The following is a 12,062-nucleotide window of genomic DNA, read 5'->3' on the forward strand; positions in this document are numbered from 1 at the left end:
CCGGGTGCGTAGTATCCCGACATGCAACGCCGTTTCCACGCTCCTGTCGTTCTCCCCGCCGACCCGTCCTGTTCACTCCTGCGCGACGCGGTCGTCGATGTCGACACCGATGGGCGAATTTCGTACTGCGGACCGGTGGCCACCGCCCCCGAGTCCGCCGCTCCGGTCACCACCCTGACCGGCATCCTGCTGCCCGGCTTGATCAACACGCACGCGCACAGCCCGATGACGCTGCTGCGCGGCATGGGCGGCGACCTGCCGCTGCTGCCGTGGCTCAACGAGATCATCTGGCCCGCCGAGGCGAAGCTGCGGCCCGAAGACGTCCGCACCGGCATGCTGCTGGGCTCGGTCGAGATGCTGCGTCACGGCGTCACGACCAGCGCCGAGATGTACTTCGAAGGCGAGCAGCTGGTCGACGCCGTCCTCACGACGGGCGGGCGCGTGCTGGTCGCGCCGCCGGTGATGGAGCTGCCGGGCCTCGACTGGCGCGCCCAGCTGGCCGCGATCGAGCGCTGGATCGACGCGGACGGCCTGCGCTTCGGCCCGGGCGACCGCGTCGAACTCGGCTACGGCCCGCACTCCGCGTACATGCTGTCGGAGGAGGGCCTGCGCGCGACGGCGGAGTCGGCTGCTTCACGTGGCGCGCTGATCCAGATCCACATCGCCGAGGCGGCGGCGGAGGACCTTGCGGTTCGCGAAGTGCACGGCTCGGTGCCCGCGTTCCTGGCCAAGCTCGGCATGCTGGACGGCCGGGTGCTGGCCGCGCACGCGATCCACCTGTCGGACGCGGACATCGCGCTGTTCGCCGCTTCTGGGGTGGGCATGGCGCACTGCCCGGGTTCGAACGCGAAGCTGGCTTCGGGCATCGCGCGGATCGCCGAGCTGCGCGCGGCGGGCGTCGCGGTCGGCCTCGGCACCGACGGCCCGGCGTCCAACGACGACATCGACCTGTGGGAAGAACTGCAGCTCTCGGCGATGTTCGCCCGCCTCGCGACGGGCGACTCGACGGTACTGACGGCGGCGGACGCGTTCCTGCTCGCGACTCGCGGCGGCGCCGCGGCCCTGGGCCGTGACGACATCGGCGCACTGGAGCCGGGCCGCTGGGCCGACTTGGTCCACATCGACCTGGACGACCCGGCGTTCGCGTGCGGCTTGGACGTCCCGGACGTCCAGCTGCTGTCGAACCTCGTCTGGGCGGCAGGCTCCCGCCGGGTCCGGGACGTGTGGGTAGCGGGCGAGCAGGTGGTGGCCGACGGCGAGTCGCTGCGGGTGGACCGCTCGAAGGTGCAGGCCGGCGTAGCCGAAACCGCGGCCCGGCTGCGGGCCTGACCCACGGCGCGGTCCCGACGCACGCACGTTGCGGGCCTAGCGCGGGGTTGTCCACAGCCCCCGCTGGATGTGGACAACCCGGGCCGTGAGGCCGCGAAACGCCTGGTCTGTCGGCCGCCACCGATAGACTGGACACGGGGCAGCCCCCCTGGGGCGGGTGGGGGGCCGCCTGGTCAGCGGGAGCGGAGGATGACCTCGGTTACGTGGGCGTCCGGGGTTGCCGAGACCGCCGTGACCACCGCTGTGGCTACCGAGTCCGCCTTCAGCAGGTGCGACGTGTCGTACTCGCGGCCTTCGCCCTTGAAGATCTTCTGCTGCATCTCCGTGTCCGTGCGGCCCGGGTAGACCGACGTCACGCGCAGGTCCGGCTCCTCCTCGCGCAGGGCGTCGGCGAAGGCGCGGACGGCGAACTTGCTCGCCGCGTACGGGGACCAGCCCGGGCGGGCGTTCAGGCCCGCTCCCGAGTTGATCACCACGACGTGGCCGTGGGCCGCTCGCAGGGCCGGGAGCAGGAGGCGGGTCAGCTCGACCACCGCCACGGTGTTGACCTCGAAGTTCTCCCGCCACGCGTCGGCGGGCGTGGCTTCGACCCGGCCCAGGCGGGCCACTCCGGCCGAGTGGATCAGGACGTCCAGGGACGCGATGTCCGCGGCGGCCCGTTCGAGGGAGGCCTGGTCGGTCAGGTCCACCGGCCACGGGGTCGCGCCCGGCAGCTCCTTCGCCAGTGCGTCCAGCGCGTCCTCGTCGCGGCCGCCGAGGAGGAGGCGGTGCGTCGGGGCGAGCTGGTGGGCGACCGCCGCGCCGATTCCGCGCGAGGCGCCGGTCACGAGGGCCAGGGGAAGATCCGTCATGCCCCCACCGTAACGACGAACCCGGCGTCCACCGTGCGGTCGTCGCGGTTGCCCGGGCCGAGTGTCCGGGAGGCGCAGCCCGAGGGGTCCACGTCCGAGTCGCGAGTGTCGTCACCGGCGTCCTTCTTCGTCGGCGTGTGCCCCTCGGCCGTGAAGCACACCTCGTAGGTGCCGTCTTCGAGGCCGGTGAAGGCGTAGGCGCCGTCCGGGCCGGTGACGACGCTCGTGCCGTCCTTCAGCACCGCCTTCACCCCGGCCAGCCCCGGCTCGCCCGCGTCCTGGAGGCCGTTGCCGTCGGTGTCGGTCCAGGCGAAGTCGCCGATCCGGTTCGTCGGCGGGGCCAGGCCGAGGTCCACCGAGAAGTCCTCGCGCTTCGGGCCGCCCAGGGTGCGTGGCGCGGTGCAGCCGTCCGGGTCCGCGTCGGAGTCCTGGTCGTCGTTGCCGGCGTCCTCGCGCGTCACCGTGAAGTCCGCCGGGACGGCGAAGCAGACCTGGTAGGTGCCGTCCTTCAGCTTCTCGAAGCCGTACTTGCCGTTCGCATCCGTCGTCGCGGTGCCGACCGTGCCGCCCGCTCCGTCCTTCAACGTCACCTTCACGCCCGCGACGCCGGGCTCGCCCGGATCCTGCAGCCCGTCGCGGTTGCGGTCGTTCCAGGCGAAGTCGCCGATCTTGGCGATCGCCGGCGGCGGGACCACGGTGATCGTCGCGGACGACGTCTTGTCGCCCAGCGTGCCGCCGGGGTAGTGGACGCCGGTGACCTTCGCCGTGTTGACGTGCCCGGTGTCGGCCACCGTCAGGTTCGGGTGGTCGCAGGTCAGCTGCTTGTTCGCGGCCGCGGCGAGCGTGAACGGCGCGAACGGCGTGGCGCACCACGGGTCCTGGACGGTGATCCCGGTCAGGTCCTGCGTGCCGTCGTTCGTCACGGTGACGCGGTAGTGCGCGGTCTCGCCCGCCGTGACCGTCGCGAACGGGCCCCACGCGCCGGTCGCCGGGTTCTGCACCTCCTTCTTCACCGAGTACGCCGCGAGCTGCACGACGACGCAGTCCCAGCGGAGCCGTTCCGCGCTGGTCGTGGCGAAGAACTTCACCGCCGACGCCTTGGCCGGCGCGGTCGACGCCGGGAAGTCCTGCTCGGCCAGGTGCCCGTCGCTCGTGTTGTGGTCGGCGACGAGCTTGTTCTCCAGCACCTGGGCGCCGGTCGCGTCGTAGAACCGCAGGCCGGTGGCCGGGTTCGCGCTCGGCAGCGCGGCGCCGGTCGACACGCTGAGCGTGTAAACGCCGCCCGGCACGAACTTCTCGGTCTGGTAGGCGGTGCTCGCCTTGCCGTCCGGCGTCTGGATCACCGCGGACCGCCGGCCGTCGACGGCGTACGCCTGGTCGGTCAGCAGCTTCGGCTGTTTCGCGGCCGGCGTCCCGGGTGGCACCGGTGCGGCCGGGGTGAAGACGTAGCCGTCCGGCGCGCCGTTCGCCGCCGTCGTTTCGACGCTCGGGTTCGCCGCGACGCCGCCGCAGGCCGGGGGCGGGTCCGCGGGGGAAGCCGCGGCCACGGGCACCGCCGCGCCCGAGACCGCCATCGCCACTGCCATCGCGCGCGCCGAGAAGATCACCCCCCGACTATGGCGCGGGGCCCGGGCCCGCACCGGCCGAGAGCGGTCCCCTTCAGGGTGAACCTCGGCCGGCGCGAACCCGCTGCGTCAGCGCTCGCCGATGCGGCCGGGCCGCCCGAAGCGGCCCTTCTTCCACACCGAGACGAGTGACGGCCGCGGCTGCGCGGTGCCGCCGTCGGGCCAGTGCGACGTCGGGGTGGCCGAGCTGGGCGCGTTCTCACCCGGGTGCTGCACCGCGACGAGGACGACGTGGTCGGTGACGTTCGGGCCGCACGTCTCGGCGCCGGGCGGCACCGACAGGAACTGCTTGACGTGGCCGCGTTCCGGACCGGTCACCGGCACCGAGAACAGGCCGTCGTTCGCGCCGAGCGCGTTGCCGTCGGTCGAGACCCAGAGGTTGCCGTGGCGGTCGAAGGCCACGTTGTCCGGGCAGGAGATCGGGCTGACCTGGCTCTTGTCGAAGCCGCCGTAGTACGTGTCGGCCGCGGCGGGGTCACCGCAGACGAGCAGCAGCCGCCACGAGAACGTCGTCGACGCCGCATCGCCGCGGGCCTCCGCCCACTCCAGCACCTGCCCGTTCCGGTTGGCCACGCGCGGGTTCACCTCGTCGACACCCGCCTTGCCCGCCGCGCCGCGGTCGCTGTTGTTGGTCAGCGCCGCGTAGATCCGGCCGGTGACCGGGTTCGGCTCGATGTCCTCGGGCCGGTCCATCTTCGTGGCGGCCACCTTGTCGGCGGCCTGCCGGGTGAAGACGTAGACCTCCTCGGCGGTGAATCCGTCCACAAAGGACCTATTGCCGCTCACCAGCGGCAGCCACTCGCCGGTGCCGTCGAATTCGTCGTCGGCCGGGAGCTTGCCGGTGCCGTCGATCTCGGACGCCGGGCTGTCGCCGGTGAAGCGCGCGACGTACAGCGTGCCGTCGTCGAGCAGCGCCGAGTTGTGCCGCCGCGCGTGCGCGCTCTTGCCCGGCTTGTACTTCCCCTTGGAGACGAACTTGTAGATGTACTCGAAACGTTCGTCGTCCCCGGAGTACGCGGCGACCCGGCCGTCAGCAGTGATCTTGATGTTCGAGCCCTCGTGCTTGAAGCGGCCCAGCGCGGTGTGCTTGACCGGCGTCGAGTGCGGGTCGTTCGGGTCGATCTCGACGACCCAGCCGAACCGGTTCGGCTCGTTCGGCTCCTGGGCGACGTCCCAGCGCTTGTCGAAGCGCTCCCACTTGCGGGTGCTGGCGCCGGTGCCGATGGCGTACCGCTTCAGCCTCGCGGCCACCACCGGGTCGGTGACCGTCTCGGAGTTCGCGAAGTACTGGTGGATGTTCTCCTCGCCGGAAAGCACGGTGCCCCACGGCGTCACGCCGCCGGAGCAGTTGTTCTGCGTGCCGCGGACCTTGCGGCCGCTCGGATCGGCCGACGTCTTCAGGTACTGCGAGCCGGCGGCCGGCCCGCGGACCTCGAAGACGGTGTCGAGCGTGATCCGGCGGGCGAACCGGCTCGGCACGACCTCGAGGCCGCCGCGGACCGGGTCGCGCCGGGCCTGCAGCACCGAAAGACCGTGCGCCGCCCAGGCGATCTTCACCTGCTCCTCGGTCGGGTTCGCTGGGTCGTACTGGTCGGCCGGGAAGAGGTGCACCTCGGCGGTGTACTCGTGGTTCACCACGAGTAAGTTGTTCAGGCCCAACGCGTCCTGCGGGATGAGGCCGACGAAGTCGTTGTTGTAGCCGAACTGCTTCGCCTGCGCGGCCGCCGTCTGCTTGGTGAAGTCGAACTTCGGCGCGCCCGGCACCACCGGGTCGCCCCAGCGGATGACGACGCGCTGCGCGTAACCGTCCGGGACGACGACCGCGTCGAGCTTGTTCGGCGGGACGGGGTCGAAGTCGGTTCCGGGCGCCGGACGCGGCTTCGAAGCTGACGCCGTCCCCGAGAGCGCGGCGAACCCGCCCGCCGCGGCGGCCATCACGGCGCCCGCCTTGAAGACCCGGCGGCGGGAGATGTCCTTGACGACGTCACCGAAGTACGCGTTGCCGGACTCGTTCGGCTCGGGGTGCGCGCAAGCGTTGCCGCAGCGGTATTCGCAGGTGACCGGGGAGCGGCCGCCGGGATGGGCGGGGAAGAGCGGGAGCAGACGGTCGGGCACGAGGCCTCCATGGTGGGAGTTCGGGAACGAACCGACCGTAAGTCTCCCAAACCAGTCAATACAGACATTCGAGTGAACGCCTGACTGGCCCTCTCAGAACTCTTCGCCGACGAGCGCGGCTTCCTGCGGCACGGCGTGCGCGTCCGCCTTCTTCTCCCGCAGCGAGAGCAGGCCACCGGCGACGACGCACAGCACGGCGGCGGCCACGAACGGCGCCTGCGGCGAACCGAACCACTCGGCCACGTGCCCGACCAGCGTCGCCGCGACAGCACCGCCGAGCCAGCGGCAGAAGTTGTACCCCGCGCTGGCGACCGGGCGCGGCGCGTCGCTGATGGACATCGCGGTGCCGGTGAACAGCGTGTTCAGCAGCCCCGACACGAGCCCCGAGACGATGATCCCGACGACCAGCACCGGCTTGCTCGGCACGGCCAGCACGAGCATCAGCACGGCGTACCCGAAGACGGCGGCCGCGGCGGCGTGGCGTTCACCGAGCTTGGCGGCCAGTCGCGGCGCGAGCGCGACACCCGCGACGGCGACGCACAGGCCCCAGCCGCAGAAGATCAGGCCGACGGCGATGGCGCTCCAGCCGAGGACGAACGGCGACCAGGCCAGCACCGTGAAGAACGCGGCGGTGTACAGCGCCGAAGCGACCGAAGTGCGCAGCAGGCCGGTGTGCTTCAACGCGCGAAGCGGGTCGAGCAGCTTGATCGGATCACGCTTCTCGTGCTTGTCGCCCTTCAGGAACATCGCGCACAGCACGAGCGCGCCGGCCATCAGGATCGACGTGCCGACGAACGGGCCGCGCCAGGAGATGCTGCCGAGCAGGGCGCCCAGCAGCGGGCCGACCGACAGGCCGACACCCAGCGCGGCTTCGTAGAGCAGGATCGCGCCGGACTGGCCGCCGGTCGCGGCGCCGACGATCACCGACAACGCCGTCGCGATGAAGAACGCGTTGCCGAGACCCCAGACCGCGCGCAGCCCGACGAGCTGCTCGATCGAACCGGCGGCCGCGCACAGCGCGGTGGCCGCGACGATCAGCGTCAGCCCGACGAGCACCGTGCGCTTCGGTCCGAACTTCGCGCTCGCCGCGCCGGTGACCAGCATCGCGATGACCTGGACGCCGAGGTAGGACGAGAAGAGCAGGGTGACCTGCGACGGCGTCGCGTCCAGGCCCTTGGCGATGGACAGCAGGATCGGGTCGACGAGACCGATTCCCATGAAGGCGATGACCGCGGCGAACGCGGTGATCCACACCTGCTTGGGCTGGCCCTTGACCGCGTCCAGCAGGCTCGAGTGGTGTTCAGCGCTCATCACTGATCAGTGCTTCTTTCTTCGTGTCGATGAGTAGCTTGGCGAGAGCCGGCAGGGCGGCTTCGATCGCGGCGCGGTCGGCGTCGTCCATCGCGATCAAGCGTTCGCGAAGGAACTCTTCGCGGGCGGTGACCATCTCGGCGTAGAAGCGACGACCCTCGTCGGTGACGTCCACGAGCACCGCCCGCCGGTCGGCGGGGTCCGGCGCGCGGGTGGCGAGCCCGAGCCGTTCGAGACGGCTGACGACGTCGGTCATCGACGGCAGCTTCACCTTTTCGAACTCGGCCAGCGCGCTCATCCGCCGCGGCCCGCCGTTGACCAGCTCGCTCAGCACCGACCCCTGGGTGAGGGTCAGCGTCAGCTGCGGGGTCTGGCGGCGCACCTGGTGGTACAGCCGGAAGACCAGCGGCCGCAGCCGGTGGGCGAGATCGGCGATCGGGGAAGTCACTTAGCCATGCTAACAAATATTAGTAAGGGTGGCTAAGTAAGTCGGCTCACAAGCTACTCTCGGGGCATGGACGCGGTGATCTTCGACCTCGACGGCGTACTCGTGGACTCCGAGCGGATCTGGGACGAGGTCCGCCGCGCGGTCGTCGCCGAACACGGCGGGACCTGGCGCGAGGAGGCGACGCGCGCGCAGCAGGGGATGAGCACCCCGGAATGGGCGCGCTACCTGGTCGAAGAGCTGGGCGCGCGGCTCACGCCACCCGAGATCGCGACGATCGTCGTCAAGCGGATGGCCGCGCGGTACGCCGAGCGGCCGCCGCTGATCGACGGCGCGGTCGACGTCGTGCGGGCGGTGGCGAAGAAGTGGCCGGTGGCGATCGCCAGCTCGTCGCCGGTGATCCTGATCAAGGGCTTCCTGGACGTCACGGGCCTGCCGGTGGGCGCGGCGGTGTCGTCCGAGCAGGTCGGCGCGGGCAAGCCGGCGCCGGACGTGTACCTGCGGGCGGCGGAGCTGCTGGGCGTGGCGCCGGCGGAGTGCGCGGCGGTGGAGGACACGACGAACGGGTTGCGGTCGGCGCTGGCCGCGAGGATGGCGGTTTATGCGGTGCCGAACCCGCACTTCCCGCCGGACCCCGAGGTGCTGAAGCAGGCCACGGCGGTGGTGGAGAAGATCACCGACTTGCCGGACGCGCTTCGTCCGAGCTGACGTCGAAGCGCACCGGCGGCGAGCCCGGCGTCACGTCGGCGAGGAAGAGCTGCTGCTGGCCCAGCATGCCGACCCGCTTGGCCTGGCTCAGGTCGCCCTTGGCGTCGAAGAGACTCAGTTCCCGCACGGCCGGGTTGACGAGGTAGATCGCCTTGCCCGCCGGCAACGGGCCGCCGGTCTCGCCCACGTACCCGGCACACACGGTGCCCGTCGAGAGGGGAACGCACGACGGCGACTTGGTGCCGAACTGCGACGCCACCTCACCGTGGACCGGTGCTCCGGTCAGCCCCTTGGGAAACGCCTCGACGCAGAACAAGGTCGTGCCCATGGCCGAGGCGAAGACCGCGTAGGAAGTCCAGTTGTCCGTCTGCCCCGCGAAGTCGGTGAGGGCGATCGGCTCGCCCTTCTCGACAAGACCCACGGGCGAGTACTCGGGCTTGGGCAGCGTCAGCTCCTGGCCCCGGCTCGCGGGCGGCACCGGAACCGGCGCCGAGTTCAGCTGGGTGGCCAGCAGCACGCTGGTCAGCACCACCAGCACCGCGGCCAGGGGGGCGACCAGCACCGTCAACCGGCGGCGGGCCGCTCGCGGCCTTCGCTGGCGGCGCAGCTGCTCCGCCCACGCGCCGGCGAGGTCGGGCGTGACCTCCCCGCCCTGCTCCCGCAGTGTCTCGGCCAGTTTGCGTTCGAGGTCGGTCATCGCTCACCTCCCAGGTCGTCCCCCAGGTGCTTGCGCAGATTCTCCATCGCGTGGTGCGTGGTCGCCTTGACCGTGCCCGGGGAGATCCCCAGCGTCTCCGCGATGCCCGCCGTGCTCAGGTCCAGCCAGTAGCGCAGCACCAGCACCTCGCGCTGCCTCCTGGACAGTTTGCCCAGAACCGCGCGGATCCGCTGGTGTTCCCAGTTGGCCACCGCCCGGACCTCCGCCGACAGCTCGTCCGGCGGCAGCTCCTGCGGCGTCCGCCGGACCACCCGCAGGTGCCGGGTGCGCGACCGCGACATGTTCACCACGGTCGCGCGCAGGTAACCCGCCACGCGGGTGTGGTCGGTCAGGGTGTCCCAGCGCTGGTGGAGCTTGACAAAAGCCTCCTGGGCGACGTTTTCCGCGTCGTCCGCGCCGAGCAGGTGCGCGAGCCGGGTCATCTGGGCGAAGTACTCCTGGAACAGGGCGTGGAAGGTCGGCGCGCCCAGGTCCCCCGGCACGCTCTCCCCAACGCTCGCACTCACACCACGCTCACGCGCGCCCCACCCCACCGGTTTAGTGCACCACGCGAAGAAGGCCGCCACCAGCGGTGACGGCCTTCGACGGGGGGACTGCTCTACCGCTCGAGCTCGCCGCGGATGAACTTCTCGACGGCGTCGCGCGCGGTGGAGTCGTCGTACTGCTCCGGCGGCGACTTCATGAAGTAGGAGGAGGCCGACAGGATCGGGCCGCCGATGCCGCGGTCGAGCGCGATCTTCGCGGCGCGGACGGCGTCGATGATGATGCCCGCCGAGTTCGGCGAGTCCCACACCTCGAGCTTGTACTCCAGGTTCAGCGGGACGTCGCCGAAGGCGCGGCCCTCGAGCCGGACGTAGGCCCACTTGCGGTCGTCGAGCCACTGGACGTAGTCGGACGGGCCGATGTGGATGTTGGCCTTGCCGAGGTCGCGGTCGATCTGCGAGGTGACGGACTGGGTCTTCGAGATCTTCTTCGACTCGAGGCGCTCCAGCTCCTTCATGTTCAGGAAGTCCATGTTCCCGCCCACGTTGAGCTGCATCGTCCGGTCGAGCTGCACGCCGCGGTCCTCGAACAGCTTCGCCAGCACGCGGTGCGTGATGGTGGCGCCGACCTGGGACTTGATGTCGTCACCGACGATCGGGACGCCGGCGTCGGTGAACTTCTTCGCCCACTCCGGGTCGGAAGCGATGAACACCGGCAGCGCGTTGACGAAGGCGACGCCCGCGTCGATGCAGGCCTGCGCGTAGAACTTGTCGGCCACCTCGGAGCCCACCGGCAGGTACGACACGAGCACGTCGACCTTCGCTTCGCGCAGCGCGGCGACGATGTCGACCGGGGTCTCGTCGGACTCCTCGATCGTCTCGCGGTAGAAGCGGCCGAGGCCGTCGTGGGTGTGACCGCGCTGGACGGTGACGCCGAGCGGCGGCACGTCGGCGATCTTGATGGTGTTGTTCTCGGACGCGAAGATCGCCTCCGACAGGTCGCGGCTGACCTTCTTGGCGTCCACGTCGAACGCGGCGACGAAGTCGATGTCGCGGACGTGGTAGCCGCCGAAGTCGACGTGCATCAGACCGGGGACGCGGGTGGCCGGGTCCGCGTCGCGGTAGTACTGGACACCCTGGACCAGCGACGCCGCGCAGTTGCCGACGCCCACGATGGCCACCCGTACGCGGCGGTTCTCGCCCATGGGGGTTTCTCCTTCAATCCGTGTCTGTTCAGTAGGTCTGCCGCTACGCTGCGGCGCGGCCGCCCGGCTCAGGTCTCGGGACCCTGCCGCTCGGCTTGTTCGTGTTGTTCGTGCGCGATGAGCTCGTTGAGCCAGCGCACCTCCCGCTCGCTGGTCTCCAGGCCCAGCCGGTGCAGCTCGCGGGTGTAGCGATCGATCCTCTCCTCGGTCCTGGCCAGCGCGGCGCGCAAACCTTCGCGGCGCTCTTCGACGCGCCGCCGCCGGCCTTCGAGGATCCGCATCCGCACGTCGGCCGGGGTCCGCGAGAAGAAGGCCAGGTGCACGCCGAACCCCTCGTCGTCCCAGGTCTGCGGCCCGGCGTCGCCGAGGAGCTCACTGAAGCGCTCTTTGCCCTCCGCAGTGAGCTTGTAGACCCGCTTTCCCCGCCTCGACCACGCTCGGTCGTCGGCTTCGTCGAGCTCTTCGACCAGGTACCCGGCCCGCAGCAGCCGCCGCAGGGTCGGGTACAGCGAGCCGTACGAGAACGTCCGGAGCGTGCCGAGCGTGTCGTGCAGCCGCTTGCGCAGCACGTACCCGTGCATGGGCGCTTCGTGCAGAAGACCCAGGATCGCGAACTCCAGCACACCGCACCCCCTTCCGGGAACAAACCTCGGCGATCGGCGTTGCTCCGAATGATCGCCTCGGTTCAACCTACCCAGCCACTATATCGCCCCGATACATCGAAGTGGCGAAGCCAACAGGCGAGATCAGCAGATCGTGGGCGAAAGTCACCGGAGAGTTATCGAACGTCCGGCGTGTCCCCACCGGTCGCGAGAGAGGTCACGCTAGGGGGCGTGGACCACACAGGAAGAGCCCGTACTCTGTCCTGGTGATTAACCAGCGGCAGGTCGTGGACTTCGCCTTGCAGCGCCGTGCGCTGCTGGCCGAAGTCCGCTCCGGGCGCGTCGGCAGCCATGAGGCCTGCGACGCGAGCCCGTACCTGCTGCGGGCGGCGAAGTTCCACGGCCGGGCCGGTGACCAGCCCTGCCCGATCTGCCGCCAGGAACCGTTGACCCTGGTGTCCTGGGTCTACGGTGACGAACTCAAGCACGTCGCGGGCTCGGCGAGGACCCCCGAAGAGCTGGCCAGGATGGCCGGCTCGTTCGCCGAGTTCACCGTGTACGACGTCGAGGTGTGCCGGGCGTGCCACTGGAACCACCTGGTCCGGTCGTACGTCCTCGGCACGGGGGAGCCGGCCGACGGTCCGCGAAGGACCGCGGGCCGGTGAGCTGCA

At 70.8% G+C, this 12,062-nt stretch carries 12 protein-coding genes; 3 read left to right on the forward strand and 9 right to left on the reverse strand.

Annotated elements, in window-relative coordinates; translation table 11 throughout:
- Positions 1 to 21 precede the first annotated feature (21 nt).
- The gene (locus OHS58_RS36725) at positions 22 to 1,329 is read left to right on the forward strand and encodes an amidohydrolase family protein (RefSeq protein ID WP_328645487.1); all 1,308 of its coding nucleotides are present in this window, start codon (positions 22 to 24) and stop codon (positions 1,327 to 1,329) included.
- Between the two features lie 173 nt (positions 1,330 to 1,502).
- Here the strand turns inward: OHS58_RS36725 and OHS58_RS36730 are convergent, their stop codons facing one another.
- The 5 genes from OHS58_RS36730 to OHS58_RS36750 all read right to left on the reverse strand — a co-directional run bounded on the left by OHS58_RS36730 (position 1,503) and on the right by OHS58_RS36750 (position 7,679).
- A complete protein-coding gene (locus OHS58_RS36730) occupies positions 1,503 to 2,180 on the reverse strand; it encodes an SDR family oxidoreductase (protein ID WP_326956499.1) in 678 nt (225 codons plus the stop codon).
- Entirely contained in the window at positions 2,177 to 3,787 is a 1,611-nt protein-coding gene (locus OHS58_RS36735; protein ID WP_328645488.1) for a DUF7850 domain-containing protein, read from the reverse strand. The genes OHS58_RS36730 and OHS58_RS36735 overlap by 4 nt, the downstream gene beginning before the upstream one ends.
- 87 nt (positions 3,788 to 3,874) lie before the next feature.
- Positions 3,875 to 5,920 (reverse strand): PhoX family protein, encoded by a 2,046-nt coding sequence (locus OHS58_RS36740; RefSeq protein WP_328645489.1) that lies wholly within the window; start codon positions 5,918 to 5,920, stop codon positions 3,875 to 3,877.
- Positions 5,921 to 6,013: 93 nt separating this feature from the next.
- Positions 6,014 to 7,231 (reverse strand): MFS transporter, encoded by a 1,218-nt coding sequence (locus OHS58_RS36745; RefSeq protein ID WP_326956496.1) that lies wholly within the window; start codon positions 7,229 to 7,231, stop codon positions 6,014 to 6,016.
- Entirely contained in the window at positions 7,221 to 7,679 is a 459-nt protein-coding gene (locus tag OHS58_RS36750) for a MarR family winged helix-turn-helix transcriptional regulator (protein WP_326945364.1), read from the reverse strand. Before OHS58_RS36750 ends, OHS58_RS36745 begins: the two co-directional genes overlap by 11 nt.
- Before the next feature lie 66 nt (positions 7,680 to 7,745).
- On the opposite strand from OHS58_RS36750, the gene OHS58_RS36755 reads away from it, so the two are divergent.
- Positions 7,746 to 8,384 carry an HAD family hydrolase gene (locus OHS58_RS36755; protein ID WP_328645490.1) on the forward strand — a complete coding sequence of 213 codons (639 nt, stop codon included), beginning with the start codon at positions 7,746 to 7,748 and terminating at the stop codon, positions 8,382 to 8,384.
- Here the strand turns inward: OHS58_RS36755 and OHS58_RS36760 are convergent.
- From OHS58_RS36760 to OHS58_RS36775, 4 genes are all read right to left on the reverse strand, one after another.
- Positions 8,350 to 9,081, reverse strand: a complete 732-nt coding sequence (locus tag OHS58_RS36760) for a hypothetical protein (RefSeq protein WP_328645491.1) — start codon at positions 9,079 to 9,081, stop codon at positions 8,350 to 8,352. The two genes, OHS58_RS36755 and OHS58_RS36760, sit on opposite strands and share 35 nt — an antisense overlap.
- Complete coding sequence (locus tag OHS58_RS36765) at positions 9,078 to 9,608, reverse strand: RNA polymerase sigma factor (RefSeq protein WP_247059537.1); 531 nt, start codon at positions 9,606 to 9,608, stop codon at positions 9,078 to 9,080. Before OHS58_RS36765 ends, OHS58_RS36760 begins: the two co-directional genes overlap by 4 nt.
- A gap of 92 nt (positions 9,609 to 9,700) precedes the next feature.
- A complete protein-coding gene (locus tag OHS58_RS36770; RefSeq protein ID WP_247059538.1) occupies positions 9,701 to 10,789 on the reverse strand; it encodes an inositol-3-phosphate synthase in 1,089 nt (362 codons plus the stop codon).
- Positions 10,790 to 10,857: 68 nt separating this feature from the next.
- Complete coding sequence (locus tag OHS58_RS36775) at positions 10,858 to 11,412, reverse strand: PadR family transcriptional regulator (RefSeq protein ID WP_247059539.1); 555 nt, start codon at positions 11,410 to 11,412, stop codon at positions 10,858 to 10,860.
- Between the two features lie 245 nt (positions 11,413 to 11,657).
- Here OHS58_RS36775 and OHS58_RS36780 point away from each other — a divergent pair, with 245 nt between their 5' ends.
- Positions 11,658 to 12,056 carry a DUF5318 domain-containing protein gene (locus OHS58_RS36780; protein WP_247059540.1) on the forward strand — a complete coding sequence of 133 codons (399 nt, stop codon included), beginning with the start codon at positions 11,658 to 11,660 and terminating at the stop codon, positions 12,054 to 12,056.
- Positions 12,057 to 12,062 lie beyond the last annotated feature (6 nt).

The sequence above is a fragment of the Amycolatopsis sp. NBC_00348 genome (genome assembly GCF_036114655.1).
GTDB lineage: Bacteria > Actinomycetota > Actinomycetes > Mycobacteriales > Pseudonocardiaceae > Amycolatopsis.

Bases quoted from the DNA above. Each gene is read 5' to 3' on its own strand.
- OHS58_RS36725 (WP_328645487.1), top strand. From the start codon at position 22: ATGCAACGCCGTTTCCACGCTCCTGTCGTTCTCCCCGCCGACCCGTCC.
- OHS58_RS36730 (WP_326956499.1), bottom strand. From the start codon at position 2,180: ATGACGGATCTTCCCCTGGCCCTCGTGACCGGCGCCTCGCGCGGAATC.
- OHS58_RS36745 (WP_326956496.1), bottom strand. From the start codon at position 7,231: ATGAGCGCTGAACACCACTCGAGCCTGCTGGACGCGGTCAAGGGCCAG.
- OHS58_RS36755 (WP_328645490.1), top strand. From the start codon at position 7,746: ATGGACGCGGTGATCTTCGACCTCGACGGCGTACTCGTGGACTCCGAG.
- OHS58_RS36760 (WP_328645491.1), bottom strand. From the start codon at position 9,081: ATGACCGACCTCGAACGCAAACTGGCCGAGACACTGCGGGAGCAGGGC.
- OHS58_RS36770 (WP_247059538.1), bottom strand. From the start codon at position 10,789: ATGGGCGAGAACCGCCGCGTACGGGTGGCCATCGTGGGCGTCGGCAAC.